The sequence below is a fragment of the Streptomyces sp. iso_384 genome, assembly GCF_056172905.1.
In genome coordinates, this window is sequence record NZ_JBWBTT010000001.1 from 2,948,880 (window position 1) to 2,968,678 (window position 19,799).

Consider the following 19,799-nt stretch of genomic DNA (forward strand, 5'->3'; position numbering starts at 1 on the left):
GCACGAGGAGCGCTCTTGCCAGACGAGGCCCAGTCAGCCGCCGCCCCGCAGCCCGACAAGCCCGCGGCGGCCCCCGCCACGCCGCGGAAGGCCGCGCCCTCGAACGCGCCGAAGCCCGCGCCCCCCGAGCCCGCCGCCGACGCCGCGAAGCCCTCGGAGCCCGCCGCTCCCGCGAAGGCCGCCGCTCCCGCGAAGCCCGCGGAGTCCGCCGCTCCGGCCAAGCCCGCGGAGTCCGCCGCTCCGGCCAAGCCCGCGGCCCCCGAGGCCCCGAAACCGGCCGGGACCGACAGCCCGGCGCAGCCGTCGGCCAGGAAACCGGCCGCCGCCGCGCCCAAGCCCCCGCCGCCCGGACCCCCCGCGAAGGCCGGAGCCTCCACCGGGTCCGCCTCCCGCAGCGGCGGCTCGTCCAACCGGGTGCGGGCCCGCCTCGCCCGACTGGGCGTACAGCGCTCCAGCCCGTACAACCCGGTCCTGGAACCCCTCCTGCGGACGGTCCGGGGCAACGACCCCAAGATCGAGACGGCCACGCTCCGCCAGATCGAGAAGGCCTACCAGGTAGCCGAGCGCTGGCACCGGGGCCAGAAGCGCAAGAGCGGCGACCCCTACATCACCCACCCGCTGGCCGTCACCACGATCCTCGCCGAGCTCGGCATGGACCCGGCGACGCTGATGGCGGGCCTGCTGCACGACACCGTCGAGGACACCGAGTACGGCCTGGACACCCTCAAGCGCGACTTCGGCGACCAGGTCGCCCTGCTCGTCGACGGCGTCACCAAGCTGGACAAGGTCAAGTTCGGCGAGGCCGCGCAGGCCGAGACCGTACGCAAGATGGTCGTCGCCATGGCCAAGGACCCCCGGGTCCTGGTCATCAAGCTCGCCGACCGCCTGCACAACATGCGCACCATGCGCTACCTCAAGCGGGAGAAGCAGGAGAAGAAGGCCCGCGAGACGCTGGAGATCTACGCCCCGCTGGCGCACCGGCTGGGCATGAACACCATCAAGTGGGAGCTGGAGGACCTCGCCTTCGCGATCCTCTACCCCAAGATGTACGACGAGATCGTCCGCCTCGTCGCCGAGCGGGCCCCCAAGCGCGACGAGTACCTCGCCATAGTGACCGACGAGGTCCAGTCCGACCTGCGCGCCGCCCGCATCAAGGCGACCGTCACCGGCCGCCCCAAGCACTACTACAGCGTCTACCAGAAGATGATCGTGCGAGGCCGCGACTTCGCCGAGATCTACGACCTGGTCGGCATCCGCGTCCTCGTCGACACCGTCCGCGACTGCTACGCGGCGCTCGGCACCGTCCACGCCCGGTGGAACCCGGTGCCCGGGCGGTTCAAGGACTACATCGCGATGCCGAAGTTCAACATGTACCAGTCACTGCACACCACGGTGATCGGTCCCAGCGGCAAGCCCGTCGAGCTCCAGATCCGTACGTTCGACATGCACCGCCGCGCCGAGTACGGCATCGCCGCCCACTGGAAGTACAAGCAGGAAGCCGTCGCCGGCGCCTCCAAGGTGCGCACCGACGTCCCCAAGAACACCGGCCGCGGCCAGGACACCGTCAACGACATGGCGTGGCTGCGCCAGCTCCTGGACTGGCAGAAGGAGACCGAGGACCCCGGAGAGTTCCTGGAGTCCCTGCGCTTCGACCTCTCGCGCAACGAGGTCTTCGTCTTCACGCCGAAGGGCGACGTGATAGCGCTGCCCGCCGGCGCGACCCCCGTCGACTTCGCGTACGCCGTCCACACCGAGGTCGGCCACCGGACCATAGGAGCACGCGTCAACGGGCGGCTCGTCCCGCTCGAATCGACGCTCGACAACGGCGATCTGGTCGAGGTCTTCACCTCCAAGGCGGCCGGCGCCGGACCCTCCCGGGACTGGCTCGGCTTCGTCAAGTCGCCGCGCGCCCGCAACAAGATCCGCGCCTGGTTCTCCAAGGAGCGCCGCGACGAGGCCATCGAGCAGGGCAAGGACGCCATCGCGCGCGCCATGCGCAAGCAGAATCTGCCGATCCAGCGCATCCTCACCGGCGACTCGCTGGTCACCCTCGCCCACGAGATGCGCTACCCGGACATCTCCTCGCTGTACGCGGCGATCGGCGAGGGCCATGTCGCCGCCGCCGGCGTGGTGCAGAAGCTGGTGCAGGCGCTCGGCGGCCACGACGAGGCCAACGAGGACATCGCCGAGTCCACCCCGCCCTCGCACGGCGGCCGCAGCAAGCGCCGCGCCAACGCGGACCCCGGCGTCGTCGTCAAGGGCGTCGAGGACGTCTGGGTCAAGCTGGCCCGCTGTTGTACGCCCGTTCCCGGCGACCCGATCATCGGCTTCGTCACCCGGGGCAGCGGCGTCTCCGTGCACCGCGCCGACTGCGTCAACGTGGAGTCGCTCTCGCAGCAGCCGGAACGGATCCTGGAAGTCGAGTGGGCCCCCACCCAGTCATCGGTCTTCCTGGTCGCCATCCAGGTCGAGGCGCTGGACCGCTCCCGACTGCTCTCCGACGTCACCCGGATCCTCTCCGACCAGCACGTCAACATCCTCTCGGCGGCCGTCCAGACCTCCCGCGACCGGGTGGCCACCTCGCGCTTCACCTTCGAGATGGGCGACCCCAAGCACCTGGGCCACGTCCTGAAGGCCGTACGCGGCGTGGAAGGCGTCTACGACGTCTACCGGGTCACCTCGGCCCGCAGGCCGTAGCAGCGCATAAGGGAGGGGCCCCGGTACGCGATGCGTACCGGGGCCCCTCCCTCGTACAGCGGGTCGTCTCAGCCGCCGAACTCCTCCAGGCCCTTGAGCGCCTGGTCCAGCAGCGCCTGCCGACCCTCCAGCTCCTTGGCCAGCTTGTCCGCCCGGGCGTTGTTGCCCTGGGCACGGGCCGTGTCGATCTGGCCGCGCAGCTTGTCCACGGCGGCCTGGAGCTGACCGGTCAGACCCGCGGCGCGGGCCCGCGCCTCCGGGTTCGTCCGGCGCCACTCGGACTCCTCGGACTCCTGGAGCGCCCGCTCCACCGCCTGCATCCGGCCCTCGACCTTCGGGCGGGCGTCACGCGGTACGTGCCCGATGGCCTCCCAGCGCTCGTTGATGGACCGGAACGCGGCCCGGGCCGCCTTGAGGTCCTTCACCGGCACCAGCTTCTCGGCCTCGGCGGCGAGCTCCTCCTTGAGCTTGAGGTTCTCGCCCTGCTCGGCGTCCCGCTCCGCGAAGACCTCGCCGCGGGCGGCGAAGAAGACGTCCTGGGCGCCGCGGAAGCGGTTCCACAGGTCGTCCTCGGCCTCGCGCTGGGCGCGGCCCGCCGCCTTCCACTCGGTCATCAGGTCCCGGTAGCGCGCCGCCGTGCCCACCCAGTCCGTGGAGCCGGACAGCGCCTCGGCCTCGGTGACCAGCTTCTCCTTGGCCTTGCGGGCGTCCTCGCGCTGGGCGTCCAGCGCGGCGAAGTGCGCCTTGCGCCGCTTGGAGAACGCCGAGCGGGCGTGCGAGAAGCGGTGCCACAGCTCGTCGTCCGACTTGCGGTCGAGGCGGGGGAGACCCTTCCAGGTGTCCACCAGCGCCCGCAGCCGCTCACCTGCCGACCGCCACTGCTCGCTCCGCGCCAGTTCCTCGGCCTCGGCGACCAGCGCCTCCTTGGCCTGCTTGGCCTCGTCGGTCTGCTTGGCCTTGAGGACCTTGCGCTCCTCGCGACGCGCCTCGACCGTCGTCACGAGCGCGTCCAGCCGCTTGCGCAGCGCGTCGAGGTCGCCCACCGCGTGGTGCTCGTCGACCTGCTGCCGCAGATGGTCGATCGCCGTCGTCGCGTCCTTGGCCGACAGGTCGGTGGTCTTCACCCGCCGTTCGAGGAGGCCGATCTCGACCACAATGCCGTCGTACTTGCGCTCGAAATAGGCCAGAGCCTCCTCGGGGGAACCGGCCTGCCACGATCCGACGACCTGCTCGCCGTCGGCTGTACGCACGTACACGGTGCCGGTCTCATCGACGCGGCCCCACGGGTCGCTGCTCACAGCGCCTCCTCCACCTGATGCCTGCGAGGGGGTTCGCCCCCCGGGCATCGTCCACAGTTTCCTGGGGCGGGCCTCGCCCGCCCTGCACAACGCCAATCTAGGCGACCGGCCACCCGGCTGTCCGCACTCAGCGCGGCTGAAATTCTCCGCTCCGCCCCGGGGCAGCCCGCTGCCCCGCCGGTGGCCGCCCGGCCGGTCGCCGTCCTCCCGCTTCCGTCCCGCCGGTTCAGTCCTTCTCGACCGAAGCCTTCTCGATCGTCACGGCCTTCTTCGGGGCGCCGTCGCCCGCACCGCCCTCGACACCGGCCTCGCCGACCTTCTGGACGGCCTTCAGCGAGGCGTCGTCCATCGTGCCGAACGGGGTGTAGGTGGGCGGGAGCTTCGTCTCCTTGTAGACCAGGAAGAACTGGCTGCCGCCGGTGCCGGGCTGGCCGGTATTGGCCATCGCCACCGTGCCCGGAGGGAAGGACACCGTGCCGTCGGCGCCGGCCTTGCCGAGCGCGTCCAGGTTCTCGTCCGGGATGTTGTAGCCCGGGCCGCCGGTGCCGTCGCCCTTCGGGTCGCCGCACTGGAGCACGAAGATGCCCTGGGTGGTCAGCCGGTGGCACTTGGTGGCGTCGAAGTAGCCCTTGTCGGCGAGCGCCTTGAAGGAGTTCGTCGTCTCCGGGGTCTTCGCCGCGTCCATCGAGAACGCGATGTCGCCCTGGCTCGTCTTGAGCGACATCGTGTACGTCGCCTTCTTGTCGATCTTCATCGGAGGCGTGGGAGCCTTGCTCTCGCTCTCCGAAGGCTCCGGAGCGGGGCTCTGGCTGGAGGCGGCCTCGGTCTTCTTGTCCTTGTCGTCGTCCTTGCCCGATACGACGAACGCGCTCACGCCCACGACGGCGACCACGGCCACCGAGGCCGCGACGATCGTGGTGATGCGCCTGGTCCTGCGGCGGGCCTCCTCCCGGCGCTTCTGCTGGCGCTCGAACTTCTCCCGGGCGAGCTGCCGCCGCCGCTGTTCGCTGCTGGACACCGGTTGGGCTCCTTGTTACGTCGTGAAATGAGGGCCTGAGTTGCCCGTACCGTATATGGGTTACCTGTGTCATGAGGAGCGCCGGTAGGCTCTGATCTGCCGCATCCGCCGCTGCGGCCGCATCCTCCGGACGAACATTAAGGACGATCGTGCTCATTGCCGGGTTCCCCGCCGGGGCCTGGGGGACCAATTGCTACCTGGTCGCCCCCGCCGCCGGTGAGGAGTGCGTGATCATCGACCCGGGCCACCAGGCCGCCCAGGGCGTCGAGGAAGCGCTGAAGAAGCATCGGCTCAAGCCCGTCGCCGTCGTGCTCACCCACGGCCATATCGACCATGTCGCCTCGGTCGTCCCCGTCTGCGGCGCCCACGACGTCCCCGCCTGGATCCACCCCGAGGACCGCTACATGATGAGCGACCCGGAGAAGGCGCTCGGCCGCTCGATCGGGATGCCGCTCATGGGCGAGCTGACCGTGGGGGAGCCGGACGACGTCAAGGAGCTGACCGACGGCTCGAAGCTGACCCTGGCCGGTCTGGAGTTCGGCGTCTCGCACGCGCCCGGCCATACCAAGGGGTCGGTGACGTTCGGGATGCCCGAGGCCGCGGACATTCCGCCGGTCCTCTTCTCGGGCGACCTGCTTTTCGCCGGCTCCGTCGGACGCACCGACCTGCCCGGCGGCGACCACGCCGAGCTGCTCGAGTCGCTGGCCCGTGTGTGCCTGCCGCTCGACGACTCGACCGTGGTGCTGTCCGGCCACGGCCCCCAGACGACCATCGGCCGCGAGCGCGCCTCCAACCCGTTCCTGAACGGTCTGGACGCGGCGCCGCGCCGAGGACTGTAGACGAGAGACGTATTCACGTGAGCACCTTTCAGGCCCCCAAGGGCACGTACGACCTGACCCCGCCCCGTTCCGCGACGTTCCTGGCGGTGCGCGAGGCCATCGCGGCCCCGCTGCGCGACTCGGGCTACGGCTACATCGAGACGCCCGGCTTCGAGAACGTCGAGCTCTTCGCCCGCGGTGTCGGCGAGTCCACCGACATCGTCACCAAGGAGATGTACACCCTCACCACCAAGGGCGGCGACCAGCTGGCGCTGCGCCCCGAGGGCACCGCCTCCGTGCTGCGCGCGGCCCTGGAGGCCAACCTCCACAAGGCGGGCAACCTCCCCGTCAAGCTCTGGTACTCCGGCTCGTACTACCGCTACGAGCGCCCGCAGGCGGGCCGCTACCGCCACTTCTCGCAGGTCGGCGCCGAGGCCATCGGCACCGAGGACCCGGTCCTGGACGCCGAGCTGATCATCCTCGCCGACCAGGCGTACCGCTCGCTGGGCCTGCGGCAGTTCCGCATCCTGCTGAACTCGCTGGGCGACAAGGAGTGCCGCCCGGTCTACCGCGAGGCGCTGCAGACCTTCCTGCGCGACCTCGACCTCGACGAGGAGACCCGCCGCCGCATCGAGATCAACCCGCTGCGCGTCCTGGACGACAAGCGGGCCGACGTACAGAAGCAGCTCACCGACGCCCCGAAGCTCCGCGACTACCTCTGCGACGCGTGCAAGGCGTACCACGAGGAGGTACGGGCGCTCCTCACGGCCGCCGACGTCGTCTTCGAGGACGACGAGAAGCTGGTGCGCGGCCTCGACTACTACACCCGCACCACCTTCGAGTTCGTCCACGACGGTCTCGGCTCGCAGTCCGCGGTGGGCGGCGGCGGACGCTACGACGGACTGTCCGAGATGATCGGCGGCCCCGAGCTGCCGTCCGTCGGCTGGGCGCTCGGCGTGGACCGCACGGTCCTCGCGCTGGAGGCCGAGGGCATCGAGCTCGACCTGCCCTACACCACCAGCGTGTACGCGGTCCCGCTCGGCGAGGAGGCCCGCCGGGTGCTGTTCGGCGTGGTCACCGGGCTGCGCCGTGCGGGCATCGCCGCGGACTTCGCGTTCGGCGGCCGCGGGCTGAAGGGCGCGATGAAGAGCGCCAACCGCTCGGGCGCGCGCTACGCCCTGGTGGCGGGCGAGCGCGATCTCGCCGAGGGCGTCGTCCAGCTCAAGGACATGGAGTCCGGCGAGCAGAGCGCGGTGCCGGTGACCGAGGTCGCGGCCGAACTGGCGAAGCGCCTCGGCTGACAGCGCCGTGAACGGGGCGCGGGCGGCGGGACCTCAGGTCCCGCCGCCCGCGCCTCCTCGCGTTCACAGCAGCCCGTGGCGCATCGCCCCCGTCACCGCGGCGGTCCGGTCGCCGACGCCCAGCTTGCCGAAGACCCGCAGCAGATGGGTCTTCACCGTCGACTCGCCGATGAACAGCCGCCGCCCGATCTCCGCGTTGGTGCACCCCTCCGCCACCAGCCGCAGCACCTGCGTCTCGCGCTCCGAGAGCCGGGGAACCTCCGGCGCTTCGCGCAACTGGTCCACCAGCCGGGTCGCCACCGTCGGCGCGAGCACGGTCTCGCCCTGGGCCGCGGCCCGGATCGCGTCCGCCAGCTCCGCCCGGCCCAGGTCCTTGAGCAGATAACCGGACGCGCCGGCCTCCACCGCGCGCAGGATGTCGCTGTCGCTCTCGTACGTGGTGAGCACGACGACCCGGCACGGCAGCCCGGCCGCACGGATCCGGCGGATCGACTCGACGCCTCCGCCGCCCGGCATCCGCAGGTCCATCAGCACGATGTCCGGCAGCAGTTCGGCGCAGAGCGCCTCGGCGCGCGGACCGCTGGACGCCTCACCCACGACCTCCAGGTCCGGCTCGGCATCCAGCATCCCGCGCAGCCCCTCCCGTAAGACGGGATGGTCGTCGGCCAGCAGGACTCGGATCATCACAAACTCCTTCTATGGGCGCGGGTGGCGCCCGCGGACGGGGGCAGCGGCAGGGTCACGGTCACCGAGGTCCCGGCGCCCGGCGCACTGCGGACCGCCGCGCCGCCGCCCGCCTCCTCGGCCCTGGCCCGTACACCGTCGAGGCCGTAGCCCTCGCGCGGCGCCCGGGGATCGAAGCCGCACCCCTCGTCCCGTACGGACAGGGTCAGGGCGTCGGAGGCGTACGTCAGCACGACGGCCACCGGTACGGACGGGCCCGCGTGTTTACGGGTGTTGGCGAGGGCCTCCTGACAGGCGCGCAGGACGACGACCTCGTACGCGGTCGGCAGCGGGCGGACACCGCCGGTCACCGTCAGCGCGGCCGGGGCGCCGGTCTGCGCGGTGTGCCGGTCGGCCAGTCGGCTCAGGGCGTCCGCCGGCGAGTTGCCGGCCAGATCGGCCGGAGAGCCACCGGCCACCAGCGCCCGGGCCTCGGTGAGGTTCTCCCGCGCGGTCCGGGTCATCAGCTCCACATGCCGCCGGGCCTGCGGCAGATCGTGCTCCAGCTCGGATTCGACGGCCTGGGAGAGCATCAGCAGGCTGGTGAAGCCCTGGGCCAGCGTGTCGTGGATCTCCCGCGACATCCGCTCCCGCTCCGCCAGCGCCCCGTGCGCCGTGGACAGCCGGGCGATCTCCTCACGGCCCGCCTCCAGCTCGGCGATCAGCGCGGCCCGGCCGCGGCTCTGGGCGATGATCCGCGCCGTCCACCGGCCCAGGAACGCGCTGAACGCGAAGGTCGCCACCGCCAGCAGCAGCCGGAACGCACTCTCGCCCGCCGTCGGATGCCACAGCAGCGTCCAGCCGACGAACGGCACCGCGCCCATACCGCCCAGCACCCACAGCGCGTCCCGCAGCCGCAGCAGCATGAAGCACTGCGGGGCCAGCGCGAACGTGACCAGCTGCGTCTCGCCGACCAGCATCGCGGTGGGCAGGAAGAGCAGCAGCGCTCCCACCACATAGCGGCGGGCCGGCCCCTCGGACCCGCTGTCGTCCAGCATGGCGGGCCGGCCGACCAGGACGTACCACGGCAGATTCAGCGCCACGATCGCGCCCGCCGTCGCGCGGACCGGCCACGACGGCTCGGCGGCCCCCAGCACCACGGCGAGGGTGACCGCCCAGACGACGGCGAAATACCCGTCCCAGGGAGGCAGCGACCGGACCCAGACGTCGGAGTCACGAGCCCCGCCCGCTCCGGTCAGCCGTCGCGCCTGCTCTTCCAGCGGAACGTCGGCAGACACAGCAGCAATCCTCCGATGCACCACGCGCCCAGCACCAGGGCGATCCGTCCGAACTCCCAGCCGCCCGCCTGCTCCAGCACGGCGGCCGATTCGAGGCGAGCAGCACCAGGAGGACGACGGGGAAGGCGAGCGAGAAGACGACCTGGTCGCGCAGGCGGAAGAACTGCTTCAGTTCCAGACCGCCGCGCAGCAGACCCAGGCGCCACGCACCGGGCAGTCCGGTGGTGTCCGGGGCGGTCATCGGACGGCCTCCGACTGTCCGGTGAGCCGCAGATAGACGTCTTCGAGCGTGAGCCGGGTGACCAGCAGCCCCGGGACCTCGCCGCCGAAACGGCCGGCGAGCGCGGTGACCGTGCGCGTCGGCGTCCCGGTCTCCTCGGAGCGCGGCGATCCGTCGGGCTCCGTCCACCGGACCGTGGCGCGGGTGCCGTACCGGGCCCGCAGTTCCTCAGGAGTTCCCTCGGCGACCGCGGTGCCCGAGGCGACGACCACGAGCCGGTCGGCGAGCGCTTCGGCCTCCTCCAGATAGTGCGTGGTCAGGAGGATGGTGGTGCCGCCGTCCGCGAGCAGCCGGATCAGCTCCCAGAACTGCCGCCGGGCCGCCGGATCGAAACCGGTGGTCGGCTCGTCGAGCAGGAGGAGTTCGGGGGAGCCGATCACCCCGAGCGCCACATCGAGGCGGCGGCGCTGACCACCCGAGAGGGCCTTGGTCCGGGATCCCGCCTTCGCCCCCAGACCGACCAGGGCGATGGTCTCGTCGGGGTCGCGCGGGTGCGGGTAGTAGCGGGCGAAGTGCCGGACCGTCTCCCGTACCGTCAACTCGGCGGGTGCGGATTCATCCTGCCAGACGATCCCGACCCGGGACCGTTGACGGCGGTCGGCCGTCGCGGGGTCGACGCCGAGGACCTCCACACGGCCGCCGTCCCGGCCCCGCTGCCCCTGGAGCACGCCCACGCAGGTGCTCTTCCCGGCACCGTTCGGGCCGAGCAGTCCGCACACCTCGCCGCGCCGGATGCCCAGGTCCAGGCCGTCCAGCGCGGTCACACCGCCGTATCGCTTGCGCAGTCCGCGCACGTCCACCACGAGTTCCGTCATGGGTCCGAGCATTCCGTGGGACCGGCGTTCCGCTGCCCACCGGACGTACACCTTTATGTCCATCGAACGGTTGACCCGTACAGGGGTGCGGCACAATGACCTTGCCCGGCTGACCACTCGGTGATGGAACGGCGATATGACGACTGCTGCGGTAGACCACGACCTCTCCTCCGACCAGGACGAGGGCGGCGGCAAGCGCACCTTCGGGGCCGGACGCGGTCTCGCCCTGCTCCTGGTGATCACCGGCGCGGCCGGACTGCTGGCCTCCTGGGTCATCACGATCGACAAGTTCAAGCTGCTGGAGGACCCCTCCTTCACCCCCGGCTGCAGCCTCAACCCCGTCGTCGCCTGCGGCAACATCATGAAGAGCGAGCAGGCCTCGGCCTTCGGGTTCCCCAACCCGATGCTGGGCCTGGTCACGTACGGCATGGTCATCGCGATCGGCATGGGCCTGCTCGCCGGCGCCCGCTACCGCAGCTGGTTCTGGCTCGGGCTGAACGCCGGGACGCTGTTCGGCGTCGGCTTCTGCACCTGGCTCCAGTACCAGTCGCTCTACAACATCAACTCGCTCTGCCTCTGGTGCTGCCTGGCCTGGGTCGCCACCATCGTCATGTTCTGCTACGTGACCACGCACAACGTCAAGCACCGCATCCTCCCGGCCCCGGCCTGGCTGCGCAGCGGGCTCACCGAGTTCCCCTGGGTGCTTCCGGTGATGTGGATCGGGATCATCGGCATGCTGATCCTGACCCGCTGGTGGGACTTCTGGACCAGCTGAACAGCACCTACCGCGCCGGTGGGCGCCTTGGCCCCGGCGGCGCTGTCAGTGGGGTCGCTTAGGCTTCAGGACGTGGAGCCCGACCTCTTTACCGCAGCCGCCGAAGACCGCCAGGAGAAGGACCCGTCCAGCAGCCCCCTCGCTGTCCGGATGCGTCCGCGCACCCTCGACGAGGTCGTCGGCCAGCAGCATCTGCTGAAGCCGGGCTCGCCGCTGCGCCGGCTCGTCGAGGGGAGCGGCGGTCCGGCCGGTGCGTCGTCGGTGATCCTCTGGGGCCCGCCCGGCACCGGCAAGACGACCCTGGCGTACGTGGTCAGCAAGGCCACCAACAAGCGCTTCGTGGAGCTCTCCGCGATCACCGCGGGCGTCAAGGAGGTCCGGGCCGTCATCGAGAGCGCGCGCCGCGCAACCGGTGGCTTCGGCAAGGAGACCGTCCTCTTCCTGGACGAGATCCACCGCTTCTCCAAGGCCCAGCAGGACTCCCTGCTCCCCGCCGTGGAGAACCGCTGGGTGACGCTCATCGCCGCCACCACGGAGAATCCGTACTTCTCCATCATCTCCCCGCTGCTCTCGCGCTCCCTGCTGCTCACCCTGGAACCGCTGACCGACGACGATCTGCGCTCTCTGCTGCGCCGGGCGCTGACCGGTGAGCGGGGTCTCGGCGGGGCGGTCACCCTGCCCGAGGACGCCGAGGCGCATCTGCTGCGGATCGCGGGCGGCGACGCGCGCCGGGCCCTGACGGCGCTGGAGGCCGCGGCGGGCGCGGCCATCGCCACGGGGGAGGCGGAGATCACTCTGGAGACGGTCGAGGCGACCGTCGACCGGGCCGCCGTGAAGTACGACCGTGACGGCGACCAGCACTACGACGTGGCCAGCGCGCTCATCAAGTCGATCCGCGGCTCCGACGTGGACGCCGCTCTGCACTACCTGGCCCGGATGATCGAGGCGGGGGAGGACCCGCGGTTCATCGCCCGGCGGCTGATGATCTCGGCCAGCGAGGACATCGGCCTGGCCGATCCCACCGCGCTGCCGACCGCCGTGGCCGCCGCCCAGGCGGTGGCCATGATCGGTTTCCCGGAGGCGGCGCTCACCCTCAGCCACGCCACCATCGCGCTGGCGCTCGCGCCCAAGTCCAACGCGGCGACGCTGGCGATCTCCGCGGCGCAGGAGGATGTCCGCAAGGGGCTCGCCGGCCCCGTCCCGGCCCATCTGCGCGACGGTCACTACAAGGGCGCGGCCAAGCTCGGCCATGCCCAGGGCTATGTCTATCCGCACGACGTGCAGGGCGGCATCGCCGCCCAGCAGTACGCCCCGGACGCGGTCCGCGACCGGCAGTACTACACCCCCACCCGCTACGGCGCCGAGGCGCGGTACGCGGACGTCGTCGAGCGGGTCCGCGAACGCCTGGGCCGTTCCGGCGAGAGCGGCGAGCAGACGTAGAGGTCCTCGCGCCGCCCGGTCAGGAGGCGGCCGCCTCGAAGAGGGTGTGCATGGCGTGGCGCAGCTCGGTGACATCGCGCACCGCCTCCGGGAACTCGAAGCGTGCGTCGAAGCAGGACCCCTGGCCCTCCACGAAGCGGACCCGCAGCCCGAAGCGGTCCAGCGCCACCGGTACGGCCCTGGGCTGGTGCGCGGAGCAGGCGCGGGCGGTGCGCGCGCCCAGCAGCCCGCACAGGGTGCGCATCTGCTCGTCGTGGGCGGAGTGCAGATGCTGCAGCAGCTCCGCCTCGTGGAAGGCCAGCGGGTCGGGGGCCGCGTCCCGGAAGTCCTCCGCCTCGATGTCCTCCGCGCCCCAGAGGTCGTCCACGTACGCCTCGCCGAATTCCAGGCGCAGCATCATCCGGCCGGGCTCGGCGATGCCGGGCACGGAGGTGAGCCAGCCGGAGACCCACGCGCGGCCACGGATCCGGTGCGGCACGGAGACCGGAGCGACGTCCGTGATCTCCAGCACGGCGGTCAGCTCGTCGCCCTGCGCGTGCGTCGCGGCCCGTACCGCCGGGGAATCCGCGGGGAATTCGAGGAACAGGTCGCCCTCGGGTCCCACGCTCCTGCTGTCCGGGACCAGCGGCTCCGCACGGGCCGGATCGAGCCCCGGTACGACGAGCAGCGCGGAGCAGGTACTCTGTACGAGAGTTCGTGTGCGCTCGGCTGCTGACGGCATCCGAGTGTTTTCAAGCCCGCTGGGACGCGGCTGACCACGATCAGATCGGCCTTCCGTCGTAGCAGCATCCTTCTCTGAGGTGCTGCCGCTGTCTGTGCTGTCCGTGACGTGAGTGGTGTTCCCAGGGCGAGACATGCGATCTCCTTGAGTAAGGTAAGCCTAACCTAACCTACAACGGAGGTCTGGAGAACGTGCCTAACCAGTCGCGTCCCAAGGTCAAGAAGTCGCGTGCCCTCGGCATCGCCCTGACGCCGAAGGCTGTCAAGTACTTCGAAGCTCGTCCGTACCCGCCGGGCGAGCACGGCCGTGGCCGCAAGCAGAACTCGGACTACAAGGTCCGTCTGCTGGAGAAGCAGCGCCTGCGTGCGCAGTACGACATCAGCGAGCGCCAGATGGCGCGCGCCTACGACCGCGCCAAGAAGGCCGAAGGCAAGACGGGCGAGGCGCTGGTCGTCGAGCTCGAGCGTCGCCTCGACGCCCTGGTGCTGCGTTCGGGCATCGCCCGCACCATCTACCAGGCCCGCCAGATGGTCGTCCACGGCCACATCGAGGTCAACGGTGGCAAGGTCGACAAGCCGTCCTTCCGCGTCCGTCCCGACGACGTCGTGATGGTCCGCGAGCGCAGCCGCTCCAAGGTCCCCTTCCAGGTGGCCCGCGAGGGTGGCTACGACACCGACGGTGAGACCCCGCGCTACCTCCAGGTGAACCTGAAGGCCCTGGCCTTCCGCCTGGACCGGGACCCGAACCGCAAGGAGATCCCGGTGATCTGCGACGAGCAGCTCGTCGTCGAGTACTACGCCCGCTGATCCAGGCGTAGCCGCTCTTACCAGCGCTCCGGCCCGCCCCTCCCTGTCATCCGGGAGGCGGCGGGCCTTCGCGTTCCCCCGGGCCCGCCGGCCGTCCCGCCCACGCCCGGCGCGTCCATCGACGGGCCCGGCCCGCCCGCCAGCGCCCGGGCCACCGCGGTGTCCGGATCCAGCCGCCGGCCCGCCCGCAACCCCTCCTCGTACGCCGCGTTCCCCAGCTCCCGGCGCACCTGCTCCTCGCACTCCGCCCGCGGCCGCCCGTAGAACGCCGAGCCGAAAAGCTGCAGACCCACCGACGGCCAGATGCCCTCCGCCGCGCCCTGGAGCACGGCGGCCTCCCCGGCGTCCCCCTCCACCGCCGTCACCAGGGCCAGCAGCTCCAGCGACAGCACCGTGCCCAGCAGATCGTTGAAGGTCCGGCCGATCGTCAGGCACTCGCCGAGCATCTGCCGCGCCCGGGCCGGCCGCCCCCGCCGCAGCGCCGCGTACGCCAGGACGTACAGCGCGTACGCCAGCGCCCACCGCTCCCCGTGGTCCTCGCAGATCTCCCGGACCTCGTCGCAGATCACCGCCGCCGCTTCCAGATCGCCGAGGAACGCCACCGCCATGGCCAGCTCGACCTGCGCCATCAGCACATTGCTGTTCAGCTCGCCGACCGCGCGGTACCGGCCGAGCGCGTCGCGCAGCAACTCCTCGGCCCGCTCCATGTCGTCCGTCACGATCGCCAGACACCCCGTGCGGTGCACCGCGTACGCCAGCGCCGTCGCGTCCCCGGCCCGCTCGGCCTCCTCCCGGCACTCCTGGAGCGCCGAGATCGCGCCGACCGCGTCGCCCTGCAGCACCGCCACATAACCCAGCACCCACAGCACCTTCAGCCGGGCGGCATCGTGCGGGGTCGGCTCCTCCAGGACGTGGTCCAGCCAGTGCCGCCCCTCGGACAGCCGGCCGCAGCCGGTCCAGTAGAACCACAGGGTGCCCGCCAGATGCTGCGCGAGATGCACCTCGTCGGGGCTCTCCATCGAACATTCCATCGCCCGGCGGAGATTGGGCAGCTCGCTGTCGATCCGCGCCGCCACCTCCGCCTGGCGCGGACTGAACCAGTCCAGCTCGCACCAGGTCGCGAGCCCCAGGAACCAGTCCCGGTGCCGCCGCCGCAGCCGCTGGGCGTCCCCGGTGGCAGCCAGCCACTGCGCCCCGTACTCGCTGACCGTGTCCAGCAGCCGGTAGCGGGCGCCGGCCGGCCCGTCCTCGCGCTCCACCACCGACTGGGCGATCAGCTCGTCCAGCACATCGAGCACCGCGTCGGCCGGCAGATCCGCCCCGCCGCAGATGTACTCGGCGGCCTCCAGGTCGAACTGCCCGGCGAACACCGACAGCCGCGCCCACAGCAGCCGCTGCTCCGGCGTGCACAGCTCATGGCTCCAGCCGATCGCCGTACGCAGCGTCTGGTGGCGTGGGGGAGCACCGCGACGGCCGCCGGTCAGCAGCCGGAAGCGGTCGTCCAGCCGCAGCAACACCTGCTCCACCGAGAGGGCGCGCAGCCGCCCGGCCGCCAGCTCCAGGGCCAGCGGGATTCCGTCGAGGCGGCGGCAGAGTTCCAGCACGGTCGTCCGCTCGCCCGCCGTCGGCCGCCAGCCCGGCCGCACCCCGCGCGCCCGTTCGGTGAAGAGCTCCACCGCGTCCTCGTCGGACATCGGTGCGAGCGGGTACGTCCGCTCCCCGTCCACCCGGAGGGGGCAGCGCCCGGCCGCGAGCACCTGGAGGCGTGGTGCCCGGCGCAGCAGTTCGGTGACGAGGTCGGCACAGGCGTCGACGAGGTGCTCGAAGCCGTCGATCACCAGCAGCGTCCGGCGCTCGGAGAGATGGTCGACGAGGACGGCGCGGGGCGGCCTGCTGGTGTGGTCGGTCAGGCCCAACGCGTCGACCAGGGCGTGTTCCAGCAGGTCGGGGTGGCGTACGGCGGACAGCTCGGCCAGCAGGACCCCGTCGCAGTACCGTTTCTCCCGCAGGGCGGCGACGCGGGTCACGCACCGGGTCTTGCCCACGCCCGCCACCCCGGCGACGGTCACGAGCCGGGACTCCTCCAGCAGTCCACCCAGCTCGGTCAGTTCGTCCTCACGCCCCACGAACGGGTTCAGTTCGGCCGGGAGGTTGCCGGGAGCGGCCGGGCGGCGGGTGTCCGGATCATCGGGATGAGGAGAGGGGTCCTGCAGGCGTCGCATGAAACACGCAGAGTACTGGCTTGAAAGCTCTCCGTACAATCTCGTCATGCAACTCCCGCCCCGCCCGCGGGGAATGCGGTAGGGGAGCAGATGCGCGGCGCGATAGGCTCGTGGGACATGGCCCGGAAGGGCCCGAGCGACGAGCAGGGAGCGGTGCACAGTGTCCGGTGGAGAGGTGGCCGGGATCCTCGTGGCCGTCTTCTGGGCGATCCTGGTCTCGTTTCTCGCCGTGGTGCTGGTGAGGCTCGCCCAGACGCTCAGGGCGACCACCAAACTCGTGGCGGACGTGACCGACCAGGCCGTTCCGCTGCTGGCCGACGCCTCGGCGACGGTGCGCTCCGCGCAGACCCAGCTGGACAAGGTCGACGCCATCGCGAGCGACGTCCAGGAAGTCACCTCCAACGCCTCGGCGCTCTCCACCACCGTCGCCTCCACGTTCGGCGGCCCCCTCGTCAAGGTCGCCGCCTTCGGCTACGGCGTGCGGCAGGCCCTCGGCCGCCGCACCACGCCCGAACCGGAACCGGCGCGGGGCCGTGGCTCCGCCCGCCGCACGGTGATCGTCGGCCGGACCGTACCCTCGGCGCGCGAACGCAGGCGCGAACGCCGAAACGCCCGCGGACAGAAGGACTGATCGAGCGATGTTCCGCCGCACGTTCTGGTTCACCGCCGGCGCAGCCGCCGGTGTGTGGGCCACCACCAAGGTCAACCGCAAGCTCAAGCAGCTGACCCCCGAAAGCCTCGCGGCGCAGGCCGCGGACAAGGCGATCGAGACCGGTCACCGGCTCAAGGACTTCGCCCTCGACGTACGGGAGGGCATGGTCCGCCGCGAAGCCGAACTGGGCGGCGCCCTGGGTCTGGACGCACCGGTCGACCCCGATCTTCCCGTACAGCGGCACTTCGCCGTCGAAGCGGCCGAGCCCGCGAACACGTACCGCACACTTCCTTACAAAACGAACAACCGGAATGAGGACCACTGATGGAGTCGGCTGAAATCCGCCGCCGCTGGCTGAGCTTCTTCGAGGAGCGCGGTCACACCGCCGTGCCTTCGGCGTCGCTCATCGCGGACGACCCGACTCTGCTGCTGGTCCCCGCGGGCATGGTCCCCTTCAAGCCGTACTTCCTCGGCGAGGTCAAGCCGCCCGCCCCGCGCGTCACCAGCGTGCAGAAGTGCGTGCGTACGCCGGACATCGAAGAGGTCGGCAAGACGACCCGTCACGGCACCTTCTTCCAGATGTGCGGCAACTTCTCCTTCGGGGACTACTTCAAGGAAGGCGCCATCCAGCTCGCCTGGGAGGCGCTGACCAACTCCGTCGAGGACGGCGGCTACGGCCTCGACCCCGAGAAGCTCTGGATCACCGTCTACCTCGACGACGACGAGGCCGAGCAGATCTGGCGCGACAAGATCGGCGTCCCGGCCGAGCGCATCCAGCGCCTGGGCAAGAAGGACAACTTCTGGTCCATGGGCGTCCCCGGACCCTGCGGCCCCTGCTCCGAGATCAACTACGACCGCGGCCCCGAGTTCGGCGTCGAGGGCGGCCCGGCCGTCAACGACGAGCGCTACGTGGAGATCTGGAACCTGGTCTTCATGCAGTACGAGCGCGGCGCCGGCGACGGCAAGGAGGACTTCCCGATCCTCGGGGACCTGCCGTCGAAGAACATCGACACCGGTCTCGGCCTCGAACGCCTCGCCATGATCCTGCAGGGCGTACAGAACATGTACGAGACCGACACCCTGCGCGTCGTCATGGACAGGGCCACCGAGCTGACCGGCGTCCGTTACGGCGCTGACAAGAGCACGGACGTCTCGCTCCGCGTCGTCGCCGACCACATCCGTACGTCGGTGATGCTCATCGGCGACGGCGTCACCCCCGGCAACGAGGGCCGCGGCTATGTGCTGCGCCGCATCATGCGCCGCGCCATCCGCAACATGCGCCTCATGGGCGCCACCGGCTCCGTCGTCAACGAGCTGGTGGACGTCGTGATCAACACGATGGGTCTGCAGTACCCGGAGCTGATCACCGACCGCAAGCGCATCGAGACGGTCGCGCTCGCCGAGGAAGCCGCCTTCCTCAAGGCCCTCAAGGGCGGCACCAACATCCTGGAGACCGCCGTCACCGAGACCAAGGCCGCCGGCGGCCGGGTCCTCGCCGGCGACAAGGCGTTCCTGCTCCACGACACCTGGGGCTTCCCGATCGACCTGACCCTGGAGATGGCCGCCGAGCAGGGGCTCTCCGTGGACGAGGACGGCTTCCGCCGCCTCATGCAGGAGCAGCGCGACAAGGCCAAGGCCGACGCCCGCGCCAAGAAGACCGGTCACGCCGACCTGTCCGCCTACCGCGAGGTCGCCGACACCTCCGGCGCCACCGAGTTCACCGGCTACACCTCCACCGCCGGCGAGTCCACCATCGTCGGTCTGCTGGTCGACGGCGTGCCCTCGCCCGCCGCCACCGAGGGCGACGAGGTCGAGGTCGTCCTGGACCGCACCCCCTTCTACGCCGAGGGCGGCGGCCAGCTCGCCGACACCGGCCGGATCCGGCTCGACACCGGCGCCGTGATCGAGGTCCGCGACGTGCAGAAGCCGGTCCCCGGCGTCCACGTCCACAAGGGCGTCGTCCAGGTCGGCGAGGTGACGGTCGGAGCCTCCGTCTTCGCCTCCATCGACAACACCCGCCGCCGGGCCATCGCCCGCGCCCACAGCGCCACCCACCTCACGCACCAGGCGCTGCGCGACGCGCTCGGCCCGACGGCCGCCCAGGCCGGCTCCGAGAACTCGCCGGGCCGCTTCCGCTTCGACTTCGGTTCGCCCGCCGCCGTACCCGGCACGGTGCTCACCGACGTCGAGCAGCGGATCAACGAGGTCCTCTCGCGGGAACTCGACGTCCAGGCCGAGGTCATGTCCATCGACGAGGCCAAGAAGCAGGGCGCCATCGCCGAGTTCGGCGAGAAGTACGGCGAGCGGGTCCGCGTCGTCACCATCGGCGACTTCTCCAAGGAGCTGTGCGGTGGCACGCACGTCCACAACACCGCCCAGCTGGGTCTGGTGAAGCTGCTCGGCGAGTCCTCCATCGGCTCCGGCGTGCGCCGCATCGAGGCCCTCGTCGGCGTCGACGCGTACAACTTCCTCGCCAAGGAGCACACGGTCGTCGCCCAGCTCCAGGAGCTGGTCAAGGGCCGTCCCGAGGAGCTTCCGGAGAAGATCGCGGGCATGCTCGGCAAGCTGAAGGACGCCGAGAAGGAGATCGAGAAGTTCCGCGCGGAGAAGGTCCTCGCGGCCGCCGCCGGGCTCGTCGAGTCCGCCAAGGACGTCCGGGGCGTCGCCCTGGTCACCGGCCAGGTCCCCGACGGCACCTCCGCCGACGACCTGCGCAAGCTGGTCCTGGACGTACGCGGACGCATCCAGGGCGGCCGCGCGGCCGTCGTGGCCCTGTTCACCACGGCCAACGGCCGCCCGCTCACGGTGATCGCCACCAACGAGGCCGCCCGCGAGCGCGGTCTCAAGGCCGGTGACCTCGTGCGTACGGCCGCGAAGACCCTCGGCGGCGGTGGCGGCGGCAAGCCGGACGTCGCCCAGGGCGGCGGCACGGACCCGGCCGCCATCGGCGACGCCGTCGCCGCGGTCGAACGCCTCGTCACCGAGACGGCGTGAC

16 protein-coding genes and 1 pseudogene are annotated in these 19,799 nt (G+C 71.3%); 9 read left to right on the plus strand and 8 right to left on the minus strand.

Annotation, left to right across the window (positions count from 1 at the left end):
* Positions 1 to 15 precede the first annotated feature (15 nt).
* The gene (locus AC0VY3_RS13120; protein ID WP_475549648.1) at positions 16 to 2,697 is read left to right on the plus strand and encodes a RelA/SpoT family protein; all 2,682 of its coding nucleotides are present in this window, start codon (positions 16 to 18) and stop codon (positions 2,695 to 2,697) included.
* 68 nt (positions 2,698 to 2,765) lie between these two features.
* Here the strand turns inward: AC0VY3_RS13120 and AC0VY3_RS13125 are convergent, their stop codons facing one another.
* Together AC0VY3_RS13125 and AC0VY3_RS13130 are read right to left on the minus strand one after the other, a co-directional pair.
* Positions 2,766 to 3,995 carry a DUF349 domain-containing protein gene (locus tag AC0VY3_RS13125; RefSeq protein ID WP_103512202.1) on the minus strand — a complete coding sequence of 410 codons (1,230 nt, stop codon included), beginning with the start codon at positions 3,993 to 3,995 and terminating at the stop codon, positions 2,766 to 2,768.
* Between the two features lie 226 nt (positions 3,996 to 4,221).
* Complete coding sequence (locus AC0VY3_RS13130) at positions 4,222 to 5,013, minus strand: peptidylprolyl isomerase (protein WP_103512201.1); 792 nt, start codon at positions 5,011 to 5,013, stop codon at positions 4,222 to 4,224.
* Between the two features lie 149 nt (positions 5,014 to 5,162).
* Between AC0VY3_RS13130 and AC0VY3_RS13135 the strand changes: the two genes are divergently transcribed.
* Positions 5,163 to 5,852 carry an MBL fold metallo-hydrolase gene (locus AC0VY3_RS13135; protein WP_030712572.1) on the plus strand — a complete coding sequence of 230 codons (690 nt, stop codon included), beginning with the start codon at positions 5,163 to 5,165 and terminating at the stop codon, positions 5,850 to 5,852.
* A gap of 17 nt (positions 5,853 to 5,869) precedes the next feature.
* Positions 5,870 to 7,132 (plus strand): histidine--tRNA ligase, encoded by a 1,263-nt coding sequence (hisS, locus tag AC0VY3_RS13140; protein ID WP_103512200.1) that lies wholly within the window; start codon positions 5,870 to 5,872, stop codon positions 7,130 to 7,132.
* 63 nt (positions 7,133 to 7,195) lie between these two features.
* Here the strand turns inward: hisS and AC0VY3_RS13145 are convergent, their stop codons facing one another.
* The 4 genes and pseudogenes from AC0VY3_RS13145 to AC0VY3_RS13160 all read right to left on the minus strand — a co-directional run bounded on the left by AC0VY3_RS13145 (position 7,196) and on the right by AC0VY3_RS13160 (position 10,188).
* Complete coding sequence (locus AC0VY3_RS13145) at positions 7,196 to 7,816, minus strand: response regulator (RefSeq protein ID WP_103512199.1); 621 nt, start codon at positions 7,814 to 7,816, stop codon at positions 7,196 to 7,198.
* Entirely contained in the window at positions 7,816 to 9,093 is a 1,278-nt protein-coding gene (locus AC0VY3_RS13150; protein ID WP_475549649.1) for a sensor histidine kinase, read from the minus strand. Before AC0VY3_RS13150 ends, AC0VY3_RS13145 begins: the two co-directional genes overlap by 1 nt.
* Positions 9,051 to 9,185, minus strand: a pseudogene (locus AC0VY3_RS13155) (ABC transporter permease); the annotation flags it as partial. The gene AC0VY3_RS13150 and the pseudogene AC0VY3_RS13155, both read right to left, overlap by 43 nt.
* A gap of 145 nt (positions 9,186 to 9,330) precedes the next feature.
* On the minus strand, positions 9,331 to 10,188 hold the full coding sequence (locus AC0VY3_RS13160) for an ABC transporter ATP-binding protein (RefSeq protein ID WP_475549650.1): 858 nt from the start codon (positions 10,186 to 10,188) through the stop codon (positions 9,331 to 9,333).
* A 136-nt stretch (positions 10,189 to 10,324) separates the two neighbouring features.
* Between AC0VY3_RS13160 and AC0VY3_RS13165 the strand changes: the two genes are divergently transcribed.
* Complete coding sequence (locus AC0VY3_RS13165; RefSeq protein WP_103512196.1) at positions 10,325 to 10,963, plus strand: vitamin K epoxide reductase family protein; 639 nt, start codon at positions 10,325 to 10,327, stop codon at positions 10,961 to 10,963.
* 72 nt (positions 10,964 to 11,035) lie between these two features.
* On the plus strand, positions 11,036 to 12,403 hold the full coding sequence (locus AC0VY3_RS13170; protein WP_103512195.1) for a replication-associated recombination protein A: 1,368 nt from the start codon (positions 11,036 to 11,038) through the stop codon (positions 12,401 to 12,403).
* A 19-nt stretch (positions 12,404 to 12,422) separates the two neighbouring features.
* Here AC0VY3_RS13170 and AC0VY3_RS13175 read toward each other — a convergent pair whose 3' ends face one another.
* Entirely contained in the window at positions 12,423 to 13,124 is a 702-nt protein-coding gene (locus tag AC0VY3_RS13175) for a DUF2470 domain-containing protein (protein WP_475549651.1), read from the minus strand.
* A gap of 191 nt (positions 13,125 to 13,315) precedes the next feature.
* Between AC0VY3_RS13175 and rpsD the strand changes: the two genes are divergently transcribed.
* Positions 13,316 to 13,930 (plus strand): 30S ribosomal protein S4, encoded by a 615-nt coding sequence (gene rpsD, locus AC0VY3_RS13180; protein ID WP_018960518.1) that lies wholly within the window; start codon positions 13,316 to 13,318, stop codon positions 13,928 to 13,930.
* 17 nt (positions 13,931 to 13,947) lie between these two features.
* Here rpsD and AC0VY3_RS13185 read toward each other — a convergent pair whose 3' ends face one another.
* Complete coding sequence (locus AC0VY3_RS13185; RefSeq protein ID WP_103512193.1) at positions 13,948 to 16,152, minus strand: ATP-binding protein; 2,205 nt, start codon at positions 16,150 to 16,152, stop codon at positions 13,948 to 13,950.
* Between the two features lie 175 nt (positions 16,153 to 16,327).
* Between AC0VY3_RS13185 and AC0VY3_RS13190 the strand changes: the two genes are divergently transcribed.
* The 3 genes from AC0VY3_RS13190 to alaS are packed head-to-tail and all read left to right on the plus strand — an operon-like array spanning position 16,328 to position 19,798.
* Positions 16,328 to 16,783, plus strand: a complete 456-nt coding sequence (locus tag AC0VY3_RS13190) for a DUF948 domain-containing protein (protein WP_103512203.1) — start codon at positions 16,328 to 16,330, stop codon at positions 16,781 to 16,783.
* Between the two features lie 7 nt (positions 16,784 to 16,790).
* Entirely contained in the window at positions 16,791 to 17,129 is a 339-nt protein-coding gene (locus AC0VY3_RS13195; RefSeq protein ID WP_137232302.1) for a DUF6167 family protein, read from the plus strand.
* A complete protein-coding gene (alaS, locus tag AC0VY3_RS13200; protein ID WP_475549652.1) occupies positions 17,129 to 19,798 on the plus strand; it encodes an alanine--tRNA ligase in 2,670 nt (889 codons plus the stop codon). The genes AC0VY3_RS13195 and alaS overlap by 1 nt, the downstream gene beginning before the upstream one ends.
* The last annotated feature ends 1 nt before the right edge of the window (position 19,799 follow it).

Coding starts and splice junctions, on each gene's coding strand:
- AC0VY3_RS13145 (WP_103512199.1), bottom strand. CDS start 7,816: ATGATCCGAGTCCTGCTGGCCGACGACCATCCCGTCTTACGGGAGGGG.
- AC0VY3_RS13160 (WP_475549650.1), bottom strand. CDS start 10,188: ATGACGGAACTCGTGGTGGACGTGCGCGGACTGCGCAAGCGATACGGC.
- AC0VY3_RS13165 (WP_103512196.1), top strand. CDS start 10,325: ATGACGACTGCTGCGGTAGACCACGACCTCTCCTCCGACCAGGACGAG.
- AC0VY3_RS13175 (WP_475549651.1), bottom strand. CDS start 13,124: ATGCCGTCAGCAGCCGAGCGCACACGAACTCTCGTACAGAGTACCTGC.
- AC0VY3_RS13185 (WP_103512193.1), bottom strand. CDS start 16,152: ATGCGACGCCTGCAGGACCCCTCTCCTCATCCCGATGATCCGGACACC.
- AC0VY3_RS13195 (WP_137232302.1), top strand. CDS start 16,791: ATGTTCCGCCGCACGTTCTGGTTCACCGCCGGCGCAGCCGCCGGTGTG.
- alaS (WP_475549652.1), top strand. CDS start 17,129: ATGGAGTCGGCTGAAATCCGCCGCCGCTGGCTGAGCTTCTTCGAGGAG.